This is a genomic window from uncultured Roseobacter sp., assembly GCF_947491795.1.
GTDB lineage: Bacteria > Pseudomonadota > Alphaproteobacteria > Rhodobacterales > Rhodobacteraceae > Roseobacter.
In genome coordinates, this window is record NZ_CANLKW010000001.1 from 218,554 (window position 1) to 235,638 (window position 17,085).

The window sequence follows — 17,085 nt, forward strand, 5'->3', positions numbered from 1 at the left end:
TGTCAACGCAGGCTTACACCTGCGCGCTCCTTTTAGAAAGTTTTTTAAAGTGAGGGAAAGGCGGCATTCAGCCGCGCGGGGCAGGAGCCGATCCTGTGCCGCGCAAACGCGCCTGATAATTGTGCTCCTGCCAGTTGGCGCGGAAAAGCCACTGGTCCTGTGGCTGACGGGCGGCCAATTCGTCAGAAATCTCCACTTCGTCAAAGCCTGACCGGCGGGCCATCGCGTACTGATCCGCCAGCACATGGCCCTTTGCCCGCAGGCGGCCCTGATAGCCGCGCAACCGCAGCGCACGGGCAATGGTAAAGCCGCGCCCATCCGCCGAGGACGGGAAATCCACGCGGATCATCTGCAGGCCGCTGCACAGCGGGATGTCCGCCGGATCAGCGTCCGAGGGCACATCAAGCGCATCCGCGTCATTGGCAGCACCCAGTGCCACAAATCCTTCGTTCCAGTCATCCGCGGTAAACCCGCTGTCCTGAACCAGTGTTGTCATGTTTTCTCTCCTTGGCGCACCGCTTTGCCATTCACAAAGTGGATGCCGCATTCGTCTTTGTCTGAGTTGCGCCAGCGACCGGCGCGCGGGTCCTCGCCCTGTGCCACCGGCGTCGTGCAGGGCGCACAGCCGATGGACGGATAGTTCTGCGCGACCAGCGGATGCTGTGGCAGACGGTTTTCGGTGATGTAGCGCGTGACGTCCTCGCGCGACCAGCGGGCCAGCGGGTTGACCTTGATCCGGTCCGTGCCCGGCTCGACCTCAAAGAAATCCAGCTCGGCGCGCTGCCCGTTCTGAAAGCGCTTGCGGCCCGTGATCCAGCCGTTGCTGCCAGCCAGCGCGTTCTGCAGGGGTTCTGTTTTGCGCAGCGAACAACAGGCATCCGGGTCGCGCTGGTGCAGCTTGCCATCAGGATCACGGTCAGCCGCATCCGCGCTGCGCAGAATGCGCAGGTTGCGCAGACCAAGCGTCGTCGCGATCTCCTGCTGGTAGGCCAGCGTCTCGTCAAACAGCATCTCTGTGTCGATAAAGATCACCGGAATGTCCCGATCTGCCTCTGCCGTCAGATGCAGCAGCGCCACGGATTCCGCGCCAAAGCTGGACACCAGCCGCAGGGGTGTGATCTGGGTCAGTGCCGTTCTGATCACCTCCCGTGCGTCGCGGCCTTCCAGCCGCGCGTTCAGGTCGCGCACCAGACCGGCCAGACCGTCAGAGATCTGTTCGGATGCCTGTGCGTCGCCCGAGGGTGCGTGAAGATCAAGCGGCATTGGCCTGTGTCTCCGGGTAAAGTGCTGCCTTGAACGGTGCCAGTCCCAGTCGGCGGTACGTCTCGAGGAATGTTTCCGCTGGCTCTGATCTCAGATCGAGATATGCAAGCACCAGGCGTTCGATGGCCGGGATGATCTCTTCTGCGGAAAAACCAGGCCCGGCACGTTCGCCAATGCTCGCATCTTCCGAACCGTCGCCGCCCAGGGTGATCTGGTAATTCTCCACACCCGCGCGGTCGAGACCGAGAATACCGATGTGGCCCACATGGTGGTGACCGCAAGCGTTGATGCAGCCCGAGATCTTGATTTTGAGCGGACCAACATCGTGCTCCAGCTTCAGCTCATCAAAACGGGTGGCAATTTCCTGTGCAATCGGGATCGAGCGGGCCGTGGCCAGCGCACAGTAATCCATGCCGGGGCAGGCAATGATGTCCGAGATCAGGCCAATGTTCGCCGTGCCCAGACCAGCCGCTTTCAGCCTTGCATGGATCGCAGGCAGATCAGATTTATGCACATGCGGCAGGATCACGTTCTGCTCGTGGCTGATGCGCAGTTCGTCATGGCCGTATGCGCGGGCCAGTTCGGCCATTTCGCGCATCTGTTCAGAGGTCGCGTCACCGGGTGTGGCGCCATGGGCTTTGAGGCTGATCGACACGATGGCATAGCCGGGCGCGCGGTGATCGCTCACGTTTGTGTCCGCCCAGGAGCGGAACACCGGATCGTTGGTATAGGCGCTCTCGAAAGTGGCGAGTGACTTTTCGCGGAATTTGGGAGCGGCAAAATCACTCTCGATGGCGGCCAGCATCTGCTGATCAACGCCTGTGAACAGGGGCCGGACCAGCGCAAAGCGCTCTTCGACCCGCGCGCGGATGTCCTCCAGGCCGTTTTCGTGCACGGTGATCTTGATGCGCGCCTTGTACTTATTATCACGGCGGCCCAGCACGTTGTACACGCTGACAATGGATTCCAGGTAGGGCAGCAGGTCTTCGCGGGGCAGGAATTCCCGCAGCACCTTGCCGATCATGGGTGTACGGCCCAGACCGCCACCGACGATGACCTCGAACCCGGCCTCGCCGTCGCGTTCGACCATGCGCAGCCCGATGTCGTGGGCTTTGGTCACCGCGCGGTCCGTGGAGGACCCTGTCACCGCCACTTTGAACTTGCGCGGCAGGAACTGGAATTCCGGGTGGTCGGTGGACCACTGGCGAATGAGCTCGGCCACAGGGCGCGGATCAGCGATTCCGTCGGCGGATGCCCCGGCGAAATGGTCCGCCGTTACGTTGCGGATGGTGTTGCCGGATGTCTGGATGGCGTGCATCTGCACCTCTGCCAGCGCGTCCAGCATGTCAGGCACGTCGCGCAGTTCCGGCCAGTTGTACTGGATGTTCTGGCGCGTGGTGAAGTGGCCATAGCCCTTGTCCCAGCGGTCCGCGATATCCGCCAGTTTATGCATCTGGCGGCTGTTCAGCGTGCCATAGGGGATCGCGACCCGCAGCATATAGGCGTGCAGCTGCAGATAGAGCCCGTTCATAAGGCGCAGCGGCTTGAATTCATCCTCGGTCAGCGAGCCGTCGATGCGGCGCTCGACCTGCGAGCGGAACTGGGCGTTGCGTTCCTGGATAAAGGCGGCGTCAAAATCTGTGTAATTATACATGGGCCTGAGCCTCCTGTTTGCCGTGCGCATAGTTCGACGGGCCCGTTGCCCGGAAGTCTTCGCGAAAATGGGTGGGTTTGGGCGTGCCGCCAGAAGCATCAACATCCGCCAGATAGACGCCGACAACGCGGTCGGTCTGCTGGCTGGCATCAATCATACGCAGATCGGCATCAGCTTCGTCTGTCAGCACTTCGGCAAGGGCCAGATTCCGGGTCCAGCCGTCGGCGGTCTGATAGATCACATCGCCTTTAAGCAGATCATTGGCGGTGACAACTTTTGGGGTGAATGCGCGGGCCATGTTACAGCGCCTCCTGCGTTCTGACGGGTTGTTGAAAGGGGGTGTCGACGAGACGGCGGCGTGCCGCAGCGGCCTCGCGCGGGGCGAGACCATAGAAGGTCAGGGCCGGGCCGTCCATTTCCGCAGCTTCAAGAGCGGCGGGCAGGGCATCCAGCGTTGTCCCCAGCACGCGTTGTTCGGGACGCGAGGCGTTTTCGATGATGGTCACCGGCGTGTGCCGGTCGGCACCATGCATGATCAGCCGTCCCTGGATGAAGCGTGCGGATTTTTTGCCCATATAGATCGCTGCAACCTCGCCGGGGCGGGCCAGCGTATTCCAGTCGTGATCGGCAAAACCCCTGGTGTCGTGGCCGGTCAGGAACCGCACGGAGGAATTGCGCCCGCGTCTGGTCAGGCTCTGACCGATCTCGGCCACTGCGGCAGAGGCAGAGGTGATCCCGGGCACGATGTCCCAGCCGATCTGATGCGCATCAACCGCATCAATCTCTTCGTCCAGACGGCCAAAAACAGTGGCATCACCGGATTTCAGGCGTACGACCTGTGCACCGGTTTTGGCATGCTCGACAATCAGGTCGTTGATGTCGTCCTGCTTCATCGAAGGGCCAAAGCCTTCTTTGCCAGCGTCGATCATCACGGCTTCGCGGCGGGCAAGCTCCAGCACCGGCTGGCTGATCAGGCGGTCATAGATCACCACGTCAGCCTCATCCAGCACGCGGCGGGCTTTCATGGTCAGCAGATCCGGATCACCGGGACCCGCGCCGACGAAATGCACATGGCCAGGGCGCGCTTTGCGGTCCAGGTGATCCGCAAGCAGGCTGTCCAGGCGTTTGCGGACCTCGATTTCGCCACCGCTGATCGCGGCGGGGCCCGCGTTGAAATAGTAATCGCGCCAGAAATCGCGGCGTGCGCGGCCAAAGGGCAGGGCGTCGGCCATTTTGCGGAAACCCTTGCCGATACGCGCGAGCGGTCCCAGAGCGGCAGGCAGGCGCTCTTCGAGGTCCGCTTTGATCGCACGTGCCAGCACGGGGGCCGCGCCCTCGGTGCCGATGGCGATGGTGACCGGGTCCCGGTCGACGATGGCGGGGGTGATGAATTCGCTGTCCTGCAGATTGTCTACAACATTGATCAGCGCGCCATCTGCGCGGGCGATCCCGACGGTGCGTGCATCTGCGACTGCGTCCTCGTCAGCGGCGTAAAACAGCGCGGCACAGAGCGTGTCACCCGGTGCCATGGCGCGCGTCACAAGCCGCAGCCTGCCCTCACCGGCCCATTTCACGATCTCGGGTGCAGGATCGGGGCTGAAAACAGTGATATGACCTGTGGACTTCATCAGCAGGCGCAGTTTGGCCAGGGCTGCATCACCGCCACCGGACAGCACAATGCGCCGGCCTTGGACGCGCAGAAAGATGGGGAAATGATCCATGTGGTCGTCTTTCTCTGATTTCTTGCGCTCAATATAGGAAATATTCCCGGTATTGCGCCATAGTTGCCTGTTGAAAAGGACGTTTGTTCTGTTTTAGGTTCATGAGAGAACAAACACCCCAATTCAGTGGAGATGATGGAATGGCAGTTCGGATGGATGAGACAGACCGGAAAATCCTTGCAGAGCTGCAGCGGGATGCCGGCCAGTCACTGGACGAAATCGCGGCCAAAACAGGCTCCTCCAAGACGCCGGTGTGGAACCGGATTCGGAAAATGCGGGACGCGGGGATCATTGGTCAACAGACCTTTGTGCTGGATGCCGAAGCGCTCGGGTATGAGGCCTGCTTTTTTGTTCTGATCCGGACCTCAGAGCATGAGGCCGACTGGCAGGCGCGGTTTCTGAAAGCGCTGCGCGACCGCCCGGAAGTACAGGAAGCGCACCGTCTGGCAGGGGATATCGACTATATTCTGAAAGTAAGAGTGAAGAATGCGCGCGCCTATGATGCGTTCTATCAGGCGCTGATCTCGGAGGTGCGGGTACATAATGTCACAGCGTTGCTGTCGATGGAGGAAATTAAATCCACCACGATGCTGCCATTGGAGGTCTGATCCAAAGGCGCGGCTGCGCCGCACACCATACTGCCGGGACACGCCGGGGCGTGTCTGGGGGTGGCGGCTATGGTGTGACCAGAAGACGTGTCAGGCCGTGGAAGTGGTACATGTCAGCGTAGCAGGGTTGTTCCGCGCGTTTCAGATCAGGGCAGCGTTCAATAAGGTGCCGCAACCCCATCTGAAGTTCGAGCCGCGCAAGCGGCGCGCCCACGCAGAAATGCAGGCCACCCCCGAAGGCCGTATGGGGCTGCACCTGTCGGAATGGATCAAACCGGTCCGGGTCGGGCCACCGGGCCGGATCGCGGCCGGCACTGCCCAGCATCAGCGCAACTTCCTGCCCGGCCCGGAGGATGTGGCCACCCACGTTGATATCCTCATAGGCAAACCGGGTGAACATATGCAGTGGCGGATCAAACCGCAGCACTTCCTCGACCGTTCCGGCGATGTGCGCGGGGCTCAGCGCGCTGGCGTCAGGTTTGATCTCCAGCAGGCATTTCACAGCATTCCCCATGGTGTGAACCGTCGCCTCATGCCCGGCATTTAACAACAGAATGCAGGTGCCGATCATTTCGTCACGGCTGAGCCTGTCGCCGTCTTCCTCGGCGGCGATCAGATGGGTGATCAGATCATCGCGTGGTTCACTGCGCCGCTCATCGATATATCCGGACAGAAAGGCCGAGAATTCGGCGGCGGCGGCATTGGCGGCAACCTCTGTCTGATGCGTACGTCCGGCCTGGTACATGGCGACCATGGTGTTGGACCATCGCAGAAGATCGTCAGACATGCTCTCGGGCACACCAAGCAGGCGCGCGATAATGCGCACGGGCAGGGCGGTGCAGTATGCGGGTATCAGATCAAAGGTGTCTGGCGGAAAGCCGTCGAGCAGATCGGCGCATATCGCGGTAATGTCCGGTGCCAGCGCCCTGATCCGCCGCGAAGTGAACGCGCGCAGGACCAGACCGCGCAGGCGGGTGTGCCGGGGAGGTTCCAGATCCAGCATCGAATGCTGTTCCACGCTGGCAAAGGCCGTCAGGTGATCCGGCACCGTCGTCTCCTGCCCGGCGGGGCGGGCACGGCCCAGGCGGCGGTCCCGCAACAACGCGCTGACCGTTGCCGCATCGAACACAGCCATCATGCCATAGTCTTCCCAGTACCGGACCGGGTCGCCCTGCAGCACACGGGCATAAAGCGCATAGGGATCCTGAACGAATGCGGGATCGAGCGGAGACTGTCTGAGTACTTTCATGTCGCCGATAAAGACCCCGCGCTCTGGTCAAGGCAAGGGGGGCTTTGTAGTCTGCGCGCATGAAACGTCACGTTGTGCAACGCTTTGCCATGATCAGCGTCTTTCTGCTCGCTGTGGCCGCCCTCTCAGCGGGGGTGTGGCGCTACGGGTATCTGCAGGCGCTGGACCAGCTGGCGCGCCAGGGGCGGGGAGATCTTGCCCTGGCCAGCGACCGTCTGGTCGGACAACTGCAGCGCTACAGAGAGCTGGCAGTGCTGCTGGCGGATCATCCGGTGATGGCGCTGCTGGAACAGGGCGACGGCACCGGTGAGGCTTCGGCATTGTTCCTCAGTGTTGCGGACAAAACCGCAGCGCTGGATGTGATGTACGTCGATCAGCAGGGGCGCGTGCTGGCCGCGGCCCACAGCGCTCCGGGCGCAGACCTGAGTGCTGCGCCCTATATCAGACGCGCGCAGCAGGGCGCGCTGGGATGGGGGCATGGCATTGGCACCCCGCTCCCGGCCCGGGCATACTATTACGCGGCGCCGGCTTTTGGTGCCGACGGGCGGGTCACGGGCAGTGTCGTGGTTGCGGTCAGTATCTCGTCGATCGAAGACGCCTGGCGCGGCGGTTTCCGGTCTGTGTTTTTCACGGATGCCGCGGGGGCTGTCTTTGTGAGCAACCGGACGGATCTTGTGGGCTGGACCCGCGCGCCTGATGGACCGGGCCTGCAACCTGATGATGGCAGTGCGCTGCCTTTTGACAGCTATGAAACCGGCGGGCACGAGGTCTGGCAGGTCGGCTGGGGCCCGTATCTGCCCGAAAACGCTCTGCATCTGACAAAAGAGCTGCCGGTGATCGGCCTGACCGGAGAGGTGCTTTTGGATGTATCTCCGGCCCGGCGGCTGGCGGCGCTTCAGGCGGCGGCCCTGGCGGCGCTGTGCCTTGCCTTTGGGGCCTTTCTCTTTCTGGCGACCGAGCGGCGCCGCACTCTGTCGCTTGCCAATACCGCCCTTGAGGAACGGGTGGCACGTCGTACGGCCGCCCTGTCTGATATCAACGCAGCCCTGCGGGCCGAGGCAGCCGAACGGGAAGAAGCGCAGGCCGCTCTGGCGCGCGCGCAGGACGATCTGGCGCGTGCCAGCCGCCTCAGCGCTCTGGGTCAGATGAGCGCCGGGATCAGTCACGAACTGAACCAGCCGCTTATGGCGATCCGGTCTTTTGCGGAAAACGCGGTGCTCTTTATGGAGCGGGGCCAGGCAGAACGCGCGTCAGAAAACCTGACACGTATTTCAGATATGGCGCGCCGGATGGGGCGTATCATCAAAAACCTGCGTGCCTTTTCAAAGCAGCAGACCGAACCGGTCACCCGGGTGGACGTGGTTGCGGCGCTTGAGACGGCGCTGGAAATGACCGGGCCCAGGTTGCGCGATATGCAGGTTGAGGTTGTCTTTGACAGGCCACCCGGGCCGGTCTGGGCCCAGGGTGGCGAGGTACGGCTGGTCCAGGTCTTTGTAAATCTTGTCTCCAACGCCCTGGATGCGATGAAAGAGATACCGGACCGCAGGCTGGAGATTGGCATTACCCCGGGCACAACACTGTGCATCGCTTTGCGTGATTTCGGACCAGGGATTGCCGAACCTGAGAAGGTTTTTGATCCGTTTTACTCGACAAAAGAAGTGGGTGCCTCGGAAGGTATGGGGCTTGGCCTGTCCATTTCTTACGGCATCATCCAGAGTTTTGGCGGTGATATCCGGGTGAGCAACAGCGCGCCGGGTGCCCTTTTTGTGGTCGAGATCAATCCCTGGCAGGAGCAGGAGGCCGCATGAGGCAGGTTCTTGTGGTCGACGATGACGCCCCGGTGCGCGATGCTCTGGCGCAGACGCTGGAGCTGGCGGATCTGCAGCCTGTCACGGCAGGATCCTTTGTGGCTGCACGGGATCACATCACCCGCGATTTCGAAGGGGTCATTCTGTCTGATCTGCGGATGCCCGGGCGCGACGGTTTCCATCTGTTGTCCTATGCGCATGAGCAGGATCCGGAACTGCCTGTGATCCTGCTGACCGGCGAGGGGGACATTCCGACGGCGATGAAGGCTGTCGGGCAGGGCGCGTTCGACTTTCTGGAAAAACCCTGCGCTCCCGCGGATCTGCTGGCTGTACTGGAGCGGGCTCTCAGGACGCGGCAGCTGGTTCTCGACAACCGCCATCTGCGCGCACTTGTGGCCACCGGCGATCCGGCAGCGCGCATGCTCTTTGGCACGTCGCAACTGGCCGAAGGTCTGCGTGCACGTGTGCGCCGGGTGGCTCTGACGGAAACCGAAGTGCTGGTCACAGGCGCACCGGGCGCCGGTATCTCAAAAGTGGCCGAGGTCATTCACCTGTGCTCAGCCCGTTCCAAGGCACCGTTCGTGAAACGCGCGGGCGCCTCGCTGCAGGTAAAGGACCTGCTTGATGCGCTTGAGGCCGCACGCACCGGCAGTCTCTTTGTGGACGAGATCACGCTGATGCCCGCGCAGACACAGCTTGCGCTGATGGAGGCAATGGACACCGGTACGCCGACGCGCGTGATTGCCGGGTCGCACCGGGATCTCGCCGCCAGTGTGGCCGAGGGGCAGTTGCACTCTGATCTCTACTACCGGCTCGACGTGACACCGGTGCGCATTCCCTCGCTGTCCGAGCGTCCGGAAGACATTCCGGTTCTGTTCCGGCACTATGTGGCGCAGGCCTGTGAGCAGGCGGGTCTTGATGCGCCGGATATCACTCCGCAGGTGGTCGCGGGGCTGATGGCGCGGGACTGGCCGGGTAACGCGAGGGCGTTGATGTCCGAGGCGATGCGTTTTGCGCTGGGTCTGGGGGAGGACGATAAACCAGATGCCGCACTCGGGCTTGCCGAGCAGATGGCCCAGGTGGAACAGAGCCTGCTGGAACAGGCCCTGCGGCGTACCGGCGGACAGGCCAGCCGCGCGGCACAGGCGCTGAAACTCCCGCGCAAGACCTTTTACGACAAACTGGCCCGCTACGGGATTCGCCCCGAAGACTACCGACCCGAATAGTGTGTGGAAAAACGCACACATATGGGTGATGCTGTGCGAAACACCGCACAACACTTCGGTGGATGGCCGAAAAAACCCCAGATATATATGTTTTAAACATTTGAAATAAAATAACAAATATCTGAAATTCCCACCCGGCAACGTGGCTCTTGCGGTCCTGCTGTCAAAGCTGTTTGATACTCTCAGCGCACCCTGAACCGGTGCCTTATCAAGTCTGAAACAGACAGATTTCCTGGGAGGAAACCAATGAAAATTTTCACAGCGGCGCTCACCGCGCTGACCCTTTCTGTAAGTGCATCTGCCGTTGCCGCGGCCTGCGATGACGGCGAGGTTGTCATCAAATTCAGCCACGTGACAAACACGGACCGTCACCCCAAAGGCATCGCGGCAACGCTGCTGCAGGACCGGGTAAACGAAGAGATGAACGGTAAAGCCTGTATGGAGGTTTTCCCGAACTCGACACTCTATAACGATGACCAGGTGCTCGAGGCCCTGCTGCAGGGTGATGTTCAGATGGCGGCGCCGTCACTGTCCAAGTTCGAGCAGTTCACCAAGGTGTTCCGCATCTTCGATCTGCCGTTCATGTTCAAGAACATCGATGCAGTTGACGCGTTCCAGAACTCGGAAACCGGTCAGGCGATGAAAGAATCCATGACCCGTCGCGGCCTGATTGGTCTGGCGTTCTGGCACAACGGAATGAAGCAGATGTCTGCCAATGTGCCGCTCAACAGCCCGTCCGACGCGGATGGTCTCAAGTTCCGCGTGCAGAACTCTGACGTGCTCAAGGCACAGATGGCGGCTCTGGGTGGCTCACCCCAGCCGATGGCCTTCTCGGAAGTATACGGCGCGCTTCAAACCGGCGTTGTCGACGGTCAGGAGAACACATGGTCCAATATTTACGGCCAGAAGTTCTTTGAGGTGCAGGACGGCATCACCGAAACCAACCACGGTATCATCGACTATATGCTCGTAACCTCCACCGACTGGTTCGACAGCCTGGATGCAGATGTGCGCGACCAGCTGTCAACGATTGTTGCCGAAGTGACCGCGTCACGGAACGCCGAATCCACAGCTGTGAACAACGAAGCCAAGGCCGCGATCATAGAAGCGGGCGGCGTTGTGCGCCAGCTGGATGATGCGCAGCGGGCAGAGTGGGTCGCGACCATGAAGCCGGTCTGGGAGCAGTTCAAGGACGACGTCGGTCAGGAAAACATCGACGCAGCCCAGGCGATCAACGCAGGCTTCTGAAGCTTTTAAGACAAGACAGTCCGGTCCCGCGTGCTGCGGGGCCGGACATTTTACAGCGGGAGGGGCATATGGCGCATTCCTGGGAGGCGGAAACGCTTTTGGGACGCATGGTCAATGAGATTGAGGAGACCGCCATTGCGCTGATCCTCGGGCTGATGACCATTCTGACATTCATCAATGTGGTGCTGCGGTACGGGTTTAACACCGGGATCATCTGGGGGCTTGAGGCGGTTACATTTCTCTTCGCCTGGCTGGTGCTTTTTGGTGTGAGCTACTGTGTAAAGGTCACAGCGCACCTGGGTGTCGATGCGGTTATCAACCTCTTTTCGCCGCCCATCCGGCGGACTTTGGCCCTCGCTGCTGCTGCCGTTTGCCTTGCCTATGCGGCCCTGGTGTTCAAGGGCGCCTGGGACTACTGGGCCCCCTTTGCCGGCTTTGACGCGACATCCGGGCGCTGGTTCCCGACAGGTTTTGAGAACAGCAGGGATCAGGCCTGGTATGAAGTCATCGATATGCCCATGCCCGAATGGCTGCGGTGGATCGAGCCCATTTTCAACATGGGCGAAGAATACGAAAAAATTCCGCGCTTTATTCCGTATGCGATGCTGCCTTTTGGTATGGGGCTGCTGTTGTTTCGCTTCATTCAGGCGACGGTACGTGTCTGGAACGGCACGCAGACCAGCCTGATCGTCAGCCACGAGGCCGAAGACGAAGTTGAAGCCGTCAAACACATGAACGCAGGGAAGTAAGCCATGGAAGTTGCAATTCTTTTCGCCATGGTCGTTGGTCTGATGCTGATCGGCGTCCCCATCGCTGTCAGCCTTGGCATGTCCTCTATCGTCTTCCTGCTGGTGCTGTCTGACACTTCGCTGGCCTCAATTGCGCAGACGCTTTTCCAGGCGATGGCGGGTCACTATACGCTTTTGGCAATTCCGTTCTTCATTCTGGCGTCCAGCTTTATGTCCACGGGCGGTGTGGCCCGGCGGATCATCCGGTTCTCCATTGCGCTGGTGGGCCATTTGCCAGGCGGCCTCGCGATTGCGGGCGTCTTTGCCTGTATGCTTTTTGCGGCCCTTTCCGGCTCGTCCCCTGCGACGGTTGTGGCAATTGGTTCCATTGTGATCGCAGGTATGCGCCAGGTCGGCTATACCAAGGACTTTGCCGCAGGTGTTATCGCCAACGCAGGCACCCTGGGCATTCTGATCCCACCGTCGATCGTGATGGTTGTCTATGCATCCGCGACAGACGTATCGGTGGGCCGGATGTTCCTGGCGGGCGTCATTCCTGGTCTTATGGCAGGCACGATGCTGATGGTGACCATCTACATCATTGCGAAACTGCGCGACCTGCCCAAAGGAGAATGGCGTGGCTGGGGCGAGGTGTTTGAAAGCGGTCGCGAGGCAGGCTGGGGCCTCTTCCTGATCGTGATCATTCTGGGCGGCATCTATGGCGGTATCTTTACCCCGACAGAGGCGGCAGCTGTTGCTGCTGTTTATGCCTTTTTCATTGCTTCTTTCGTGTACCGCGACATGGGGCCTTTGCACACCGAGGGCGATGAAAATCGGAATCTGTCGCTGATGCAGAAGCCTGTCGCCCTGGTGACCGCCTTCTTTCACCGCGACACAAAAAATACCCTCTTTGAGGCGGGCAAACTGACCGTCACGCTGATGTTTATCATCGCCAACGCGCTGATCCTGAAACATGTGCTGACGGACGAGCAGATCCCGCAGCACATTGCGGCTGCCATGCTGGATGCAGGGTTCGGGCCGGTTGTGTTCCTGATCATTGTGAACGTGATCCTGCTGATCGGGGGGCAGTTTATGGAGCCTTCGGGCCTGCTGGTGATTGTCGCACCCCTGGTGTTCCCGATTGCGATTGAGCTGGGGATTGATCCCATTCACCTCGGCATCATCATGGTTGTGAATATGGAAATCGGTATGATTACGCCGCCCGTCGGTCTCAACCTCTTTGTGACCTCCGGCGTGGCAAACATGCCGATGTGGGCGGTTGTCAAAGCGGCGCTGCCCTTTACGGCGGTGCTCTTTGTCTTCCTGATTATGGTAACCTATATTCCGATCATCAGCACCTGGTTGCCAACCACGGTCATGGGTCCGGAGATTATCATTAAATAGGCTGATGTTGGCGGGGGCTCTGCCCCCGTGCGTGCCGCGCTCCCCCGGGATATTTTCAGCCAGAAGAAAGAGTTCAGCTGGCCGTCAGCGCTGCAATGATGGGGGAGAAATCATCTGCTGTCAGGCTGGCGCCGCCGACGAGCGCACCATCGACATCTTTGGTGCCAAAGATGTCGGCGGCGTTGCCCGGTTTGACAGAGCCGCCATAGAGCAGGCGGATTTTATCCCCTTCCGGACCGAAACGCGCGACGAGGTCGGCCCGCAGGGCGGTGTGAACCTCTGCGATCTGGTCCAGTGTCGGGATTTTGCCGGTGCCGATGGCCCAGATCGGTTCATAGGCGACGACGAGCGTGGCGCCGGTGCTGCCCTCAGGCACGGAGTTTTCGAGTTGTGCCCGGATCACAGGCAGGGCCTCGCCGGCCTCGCGCTGTTCCAGGCTTTCGCCTATGCAGACGATGGGTACCAGTCCGCAGCCCTGCGCTGCGGCTGATTTGTCACGCACAGCAGCATCTGTCTCGCCATAGGTTTCGCGGCGTTCCGAATGTCCGGTGATCACGTAAGCCGCGCCGGTTTCGGCGATCATAGGGGCTGCGATGTCGCCTGTGTGGGCCCCTTTGTCTGATGCGTGGCAGTCCTGGGCACCAACAGCCACGGGACCGGTGCCCGCACGCTTAGCCGCAGACATAAGCAGATGGGCAGGCGGGCAGATAACAATATCGCATCCACTGTCGCTGTGCGCGCTGGCCAGCGCACTGATCATATCGAGACCTGCGACCGAGCCGTTCATTTTCCAGTTTCCCGCTGCCATTTTCCGCCGCATGATGCTCTCCCTTTGATTGCTGACTGCGTTGGTACCAGGAAACACGGGCCTCGGCAAACAGGGTATGGGTTGCACCGGCCTGAGCCCTGTGGCAGGGGCAGAGCAGGTGATTTTCGAGGGTGTCATGGTTCCTGCAATCGATCTGAACAAGCTGAGCGCCGGTGACGGTGATGCGCTGGCCGCGATGCATAAAGCGGCGACGGAAATCGGGTTTGCCATCGTACACAATACGGCCCTGAGCGCGTCACGGGTGGAGGAAGTGATTGCCGTCTACCGCGCATTCTTTCACCTACCGGCTGCGGAAAAAGCTAAGATCGACATGGCCCGGACCGGTGCCAACCGGGGGTGGGGCGCGCCGGGGTCCGAGCAGGTCGATCCGGAGGCGAACCCGGATTACAAGCAGTTCTTTGACAGCGGTTTCAACCTGCCAGCCGGCGATCCACGTGCGGATCTGGCCGTGTATGCACCAAACCACTGGCCGGATACGCCGGCGGAATTTCAGGATGTCATCAGTCGCTACTACAGTGATGCCTGCGATGTGGCCATGCAGGTTTTGCGCGGGTTGGCCGCGTCAATCGGTGCGCCGGGGGACTATTTCGATGGCGCGTTTGATGCGCCTATGGCGCTGCAGCGGGGGAATTTCTATCCGTCGCGCCCCGCATGGGCAACGGAGCGTGATTTTGGGATTGCGACCCACACTGACTATGGCTGTCTGACGTTGCTGGCGACAGATGGCTCTCCGGGGCTCGAGGTGCGCAAACGTGGCGGCGGCTGGATTCCCGTGAGTGCGCCACCGGGCGCTTTTATCATCAACTTTGGCGAGATGATGGAGCTTTGGACACAAGGGAAGGTTCTGGCAACGCCCCACCGCGTCGTTGGCGGCGATAACGAGCGGATATCTGTCCCGCTGTTCTTTAACCCGTCCTCAGATACCGATGTTGCACCGCCAGGTGCTGCTCAGCGTATTCTGGCCGGCGATCACTTGCAGGCGCGCTTCAGCGAAACCTACGTTCATCTCAAAAACTAGCAGATCACAAACTGGCAGGGTGTTCAGCCGAATTTGATCGATTCACCGCAGCCGCAGGCTTCGGTCACATTCGGATTGCGGAACTTGAAACCGGATTCCAGCAGCGTGGTTTCATAGTCGATTTCCGTGCCGAACAGGAACATCTGTGCCATCGGAGCAATCATCACCCGTGCGCCGTCCTGCTCGACAACTTCGTCGTTCGGATCCGTCGCTTCAACGTATTCCATGGTATATTCCATGCCCGCGCAGCCGCCTTTTTTGACGCCGATGCGCAACCCGGCATGGCCTGCCGATTGCATCAGCTTCGATACCTGTGCTGCGGCTTTGGGGGTCAGTGTGACCGCTTGTTTGCCGGGAATACCAAACATGACCTTCTCCTTCATCCTCAATTTAAGAGGTTGTGGTTCCCGCGACAAGCTGTGGCGCCGAAATTCGCGTTATTGTGCGACCGACTTTGCCGCTAGACACTGTTCTTCGGCAGGCAGGCTGACGGTTTTTCACATAAAGCCCAGTTCAAGCCTTGCTTCGTCAGACATCATGTCCATCCCCCAGGGCGGCTCCCAGACGAGTTCGACGTCGACATGCCGGACACCGGGGATCGGCTCCACTGCGTCGGCGATCCAGCCCGGCATCTCACCTGCGACAGGGCAGCCGGGAGCGGTCAGGGACATTTTGATCTGAACGTCGTTTTCGCCACTGATATCAATGGTGTAAATCAACCCCAGTTCATAGATGTTCACTGGAATTTCAGGATCATAGACCGTACGACAGGCGTCTACGATCTGCTCATACAGCGGATGATCCGTACTGGAGGGCGCAATCAGCGGCGCGCCTTCGAGCGGTTCGGGTGCATTCGTCATGGAGGCCTCACTTTGATCCTTAGCGTTTATATAAGGATTGTGAAGCGAGCGGTAAAGAGGTGAAGCAGCCCGGTGACCGCCAGGATCCTCTGTTACGGGTCTGTACCGACGCCCAGCCGGGACAAACGATGTCGCGGGCTGTGGCAGCGATGTGTGGTCAGGTCGGTTCGGTGGCCAGGTCCAGGCGTCAACAAACTGTATTGCGCAGTCGAAAAATGTGGTAGACCGTTGCAGCTCCCGACACTCCATATCCGTCAGCATTTTTGATCCAAAGATTGTGTTTTGAGCAACCGTGTCCGCTTTGATGAACAGGCGCGTGGGCGCGGCAAAAACGGGCTCTGAAAACTGATCGGTGGAATGACTATGACTCTTGACTATCTGGAAATCGAAGACGACCAGCACCGCCGGAATACGGCCGCGCTTGAAGCCGCACAGATAGGTGTTTTTGAATTTGAGCCAAAGTCCTCGCGGGCGTTCTGGGACGACAGAGTCCGTGATCTCTGGGGCGCAGGGCCCGACGAAGAAATCGACTATGCCTACGTGATCTCCCGTGTTCATGAAGAAGACCGCGACTACCACAACCGGGAAACTCAGAAAGCTCTGGATCCCGGTGGCAACGGAAAAATGGACATCGAATACAGGCTGACGGAACGGGAAAACCAGTCAGAACGATGGATCAGGGCGAAAGCACGCACACTTTTTGTGAACGGTGAAGCTGTGCGGCTCGTAGGGACAGTCGAGGACATCACGACCAGAAAGCTGGCGCAGTTACGAAACAAGCTGTTGCTGCGGGAATTGCAGCACCGGCTGAAAAACACTCTGTCAGTTGTCAACGCGGTCGTGCAGACCTCGCATCAACAGCATCAGTCGGCGAGCGATTTCGCAGAATCCCTTAAAGGCCGTATATTCGCGATGTCATACGCGCAGGAACTGCTGCAAAAAAATGACTGGCAGGATGTCTGGCTGTCCGAGATCTGCGAAACAGTCATGTCGCGACTGCTGGGCAGTACCGACCGCATCGATATGCATTGGGAAAACGACCTGCTCATTCCGGAGCAATACGTTCTGACTTCGTCAATTGCGATTCACGAACTGACTACCAACTCGATGAAGTATGGAGCGCTGAGCGATACGGCGGGTTCCGTTACGCTGAGCGGATCCAGAAGCGGTGCCTCAGAGCGTTTTGAGTGGCGGGAGTGCGGCGGCCCGGAGGTGGTTTCCGGACCTTTCCCGGCGAACGGTTTTGGAAGTGTGCTTCTGTGCGAAATCTGGCCGGAAGAACTCAACGGCACGTCGACCTACTTCGGGAATGCGCAGGGCGCCGTTTTTCAGTTGTCACTGGAAGGCGTGCTGTAGTGGGGGGAGGACGCGAAGGTATTCTGATCGTCGAAGATCAGTGGTTACTGGCCAGAGAACTTTCGGCGTCTGTAAATGATGAGGGCCTTCAGACGCTGGGCCCCTGCAAAGAT

At 60.1% G+C, this 17,085-nt stretch carries 17 protein-coding genes; 8 read left to right on the plus strand and 9 right to left on the minus strand.

Going from position 1 to position 17,085, the window contains the following annotated elements:
- Positions 1-67: 67 nt before the first annotated feature.
- From Q1A34_RS01115 to cysG, 5 genes are read right to left on the minus strand one after another with little or no spacing between them, the layout of a single operon-like run.
- Positions 68-496, minus strand: coding sequence for a DUF934 domain-containing protein (locus Q1A34_RS01115; protein ID WP_300029561.1), 429 nt, complete (start codon positions 494-496; stop codon positions 68-70).
- A complete protein-coding gene (locus tag Q1A34_RS01120) occupies positions 493-1,263 on the minus strand; it encodes a phosphoadenylyl-sulfate reductase (protein ID WP_300029564.1) in 771 nt (256 codons plus the stop codon). Before Q1A34_RS01120 ends, Q1A34_RS01115 begins: the two co-directional genes overlap by 4 nt.
- Complete coding sequence (locus tag Q1A34_RS01125) at positions 1,253-2,917, minus strand: nitrite/sulfite reductase (RefSeq protein ID WP_300029566.1); 1,665 nt, start codon at positions 2,915-2,917, stop codon at positions 1,253-1,255. The genes Q1A34_RS01120 and Q1A34_RS01125 overlap by 11 nt, the downstream gene beginning before the upstream one ends.
- Positions 2,910-3,215: a DUF2849 domain-containing protein gene (locus tag Q1A34_RS01130; RefSeq protein WP_300029569.1), complete on the minus strand. Its 306-nt coding sequence runs from the start codon at positions 3,213-3,215 to the stop codon at positions 2,910-2,912. The genes Q1A34_RS01125 and Q1A34_RS01130 overlap by 8 nt, the downstream gene beginning before the upstream one ends.
- A gap of 1 nt (position 3,216) precedes the next feature.
- On the minus strand, positions 3,217-4,638 hold the full coding sequence (gene cysG, locus Q1A34_RS01135; protein ID WP_300029572.1) for a siroheme synthase CysG: 1,422 nt from the start codon (positions 4,636-4,638) through the stop codon (positions 3,217-3,219).
- Between the two features lie 140 nt (positions 4,639-4,778).
- Between cysG and Q1A34_RS01140 the strand changes: the two genes are divergently transcribed.
- On the plus strand, positions 4,779-5,246 hold the full coding sequence (locus Q1A34_RS01140) for an Lrp/AsnC family transcriptional regulator (protein WP_300029575.1): 468 nt from the start codon (positions 4,779-4,781) through the stop codon (positions 5,244-5,246).
- A 67-nt stretch (positions 5,247-5,313) separates the two neighbouring features.
- On the opposite strand, the gene Q1A34_RS01145 is transcribed toward Q1A34_RS01140, so the two are convergent.
- Entirely contained in the window at positions 5,314-6,495 is a 1,182-nt protein-coding gene (locus Q1A34_RS01145) for a cytochrome P450 (protein ID WP_300029578.1), read from the minus strand.
- 59 nt (positions 6,496-6,554) lie between these two features.
- On the opposite strand from Q1A34_RS01145, the gene Q1A34_RS01150 reads away from it, so the two are divergent.
- From Q1A34_RS01150 to Q1A34_RS01170, 5 genes are all read left to right on the plus strand, one after another.
- Positions 6,555-8,303, plus strand: coding sequence for an ATP-binding protein (locus tag Q1A34_RS01150; protein WP_300029581.1), 1,749 nt, complete (start codon positions 6,555-6,557; stop codon positions 8,301-8,303).
- Positions 8,300-9,529 carry a sigma-54 dependent transcriptional regulator gene (locus Q1A34_RS01155; RefSeq protein ID WP_300029585.1) on the plus strand — a complete coding sequence of 410 codons (1,230 nt, stop codon included), beginning with the start codon at positions 8,300-8,302 and terminating at the stop codon, positions 9,527-9,529. The genes Q1A34_RS01150 and Q1A34_RS01155 overlap by 4 nt, the downstream gene beginning before the upstream one ends.
- Positions 9,530-9,775: 246 nt before the next feature.
- Complete coding sequence (locus tag Q1A34_RS01160) at positions 9,776-10,777, plus strand: DctP family TRAP transporter solute-binding subunit (protein ID WP_300029588.1); 1,002 nt, start codon at positions 9,776-9,778, stop codon at positions 10,775-10,777.
- 68 nt (positions 10,778-10,845) lie between these two features.
- A complete protein-coding gene (locus tag Q1A34_RS01165; RefSeq protein ID WP_300029591.1) occupies positions 10,846-11,526 on the plus strand; it encodes a TRAP transporter small permease in 681 nt (226 codons plus the stop codon).
- A gap of 3 nt (positions 11,527-11,529) precedes the next feature.
- Entirely contained in the window at positions 11,530-12,909 is a 1,380-nt protein-coding gene (locus Q1A34_RS01170) for a TRAP transporter large permease (protein ID WP_300029594.1), read from the plus strand.
- A gap of 73 nt (positions 12,910-12,982) precedes the next feature.
- Here the strand turns inward: Q1A34_RS01170 and tpiA are convergent, their stop codons facing one another.
- Entirely contained in the window at positions 12,983-13,729 is a 747-nt protein-coding gene (tpiA, locus tag Q1A34_RS01175; protein WP_300029597.1) for a triose-phosphate isomerase, read from the minus strand.
- Between the two features lie 64 nt (positions 13,730-13,793).
- Between tpiA and Q1A34_RS01180 the strand changes: the two genes are divergently transcribed.
- Positions 13,794-14,756, plus strand: coding sequence for a 2-oxoglutarate and iron-dependent oxygenase domain-containing protein (locus Q1A34_RS01180; RefSeq protein ID WP_300029600.1), 963 nt, complete (start codon positions 13,794-13,796; stop codon positions 14,754-14,756).
- A gap of 23 nt (positions 14,757-14,779) precedes the next feature.
- Here the strand turns inward: Q1A34_RS01180 and Q1A34_RS01185 are convergent, their stop codons facing one another.
- Positions 14,780-15,124 (minus strand): iron-sulfur cluster assembly accessory protein, encoded by a 345-nt coding sequence (locus Q1A34_RS01185; RefSeq protein WP_300029604.1) that lies wholly within the window; start codon positions 15,122-15,124, stop codon positions 14,780-14,782.
- Positions 15,125-15,253: 129 nt separating this feature from the next.
- Positions 15,254-15,616 carry an SUF system Fe-S cluster assembly protein gene (locus Q1A34_RS01190; RefSeq protein WP_300029607.1) on the minus strand — a complete coding sequence of 121 codons (363 nt, stop codon included), beginning with the start codon at positions 15,614-15,616 and terminating at the stop codon, positions 15,254-15,256.
- 357 nt (positions 15,617-15,973) lie between these two features.
- On the opposite strand from Q1A34_RS01190, the gene Q1A34_RS01195 reads away from it, so the two are divergent.
- Positions 15,974-16,972 carry an HWE histidine kinase domain-containing protein gene (locus tag Q1A34_RS01195; protein ID WP_300029610.1) on the plus strand — a complete coding sequence of 333 codons (999 nt, stop codon included), beginning with the start codon at positions 15,974-15,976 and terminating at the stop codon, positions 16,970-16,972.
- Positions 16,973-17,085 lie beyond the last annotated feature (113 nt).

Excerpts from the sequence above, each read along its gene's own strand:
- tpiA (WP_300029597.1), bottom strand. The coding sequence starts at position 13,729 with ATGCGGCGGAAAATGGCAGCGGGAAACTGGAAAATGAACGGCTCGGTC.
- Q1A34_RS01130 (WP_300029569.1), bottom strand. The coding sequence starts at position 3,215 with ATGGCCCGCGCATTCACCCCAAAAGTTGTCACCGCCAATGATCTGCTT.
- Q1A34_RS01145 (WP_300029578.1), bottom strand. The coding sequence starts at position 6,495 with ATGAAAGTACTCAGACAGTCTCCGCTCGATCCCGCATTCGTTCAGGAT.
- Q1A34_RS01185 (WP_300029604.1), bottom strand. The coding sequence starts at position 15,124 with ATGTTTGGTATTCCCGGCAAACAAGCGGTCACACTGACCCCCAAAGCC.
- Q1A34_RS01115 (WP_300029561.1), bottom strand. The coding sequence starts at position 496 with ATGACAACACTGGTTCAGGACAGCGGGTTTACCGCGGATGACTGGAAC.
- Q1A34_RS01160 (WP_300029588.1), top strand. The coding sequence starts at position 9,776 with ATGAAAATTTTCACAGCGGCGCTCACCGCGCTGACCCTTTCTGTAAGT.
- cysG (WP_300029572.1), bottom strand. The coding sequence starts at position 4,638 with ATGGATCATTTCCCCATCTTTCTGCGCGTCCAAGGCCGGCGCATTGTG.
- Q1A34_RS01120 (WP_300029564.1), bottom strand. The coding sequence starts at position 1,263 with ATGCCGCTTGATCTTCACGCACCCTCGGGCGACGCACAGGCATCCGAA.
- Q1A34_RS01195 (WP_300029610.1), top strand. The coding sequence starts at position 15,974 with ATGACTATGACTCTTGACTATCTGGAAATCGAAGACGACCAGCACCGC.
- Q1A34_RS01170 (WP_300029594.1), top strand. The coding sequence starts at position 11,530 with ATGGAAGTTGCAATTCTTTTCGCCATGGTCGTTGGTCTGATGCTGATC.
- Q1A34_RS01155 (WP_300029585.1), top strand. The coding sequence starts at position 8,300 with ATGAGGCAGGTTCTTGTGGTCGACGATGACGCCCCGGTGCGCGATGCT.
- Q1A34_RS01125 (WP_300029566.1), bottom strand. The coding sequence starts at position 2,917 with ATGTATAATTACACAGATTTTGACGCCGCCTTTATCCAGGAACGCAAC.
- Q1A34_RS01180 (WP_300029600.1), top strand. The coding sequence starts at position 13,794 with ATGGGTTGCACCGGCCTGAGCCCTGTGGCAGGGGCAGAGCAGGTGATT.
- Q1A34_RS01140 (WP_300029575.1), top strand. The coding sequence starts at position 4,779 with ATGGCAGTTCGGATGGATGAGACAGACCGGAAAATCCTTGCAGAGCTG.
- Q1A34_RS01190 (WP_300029607.1), bottom strand. The coding sequence starts at position 15,616 with ATGACGAATGCACCCGAACCGCTCGAAGGCGCGCCGCTGATTGCGCCC.
- Q1A34_RS01165 (WP_300029591.1), top strand. The coding sequence starts at position 10,846 with ATGGCGCATTCCTGGGAGGCGGAAACGCTTTTGGGACGCATGGTCAAT.
- Q1A34_RS01150 (WP_300029581.1), top strand. The coding sequence starts at position 6,555 with ATGAAACGTCACGTTGTGCAACGCTTTGCCATGATCAGCGTCTTTCTG.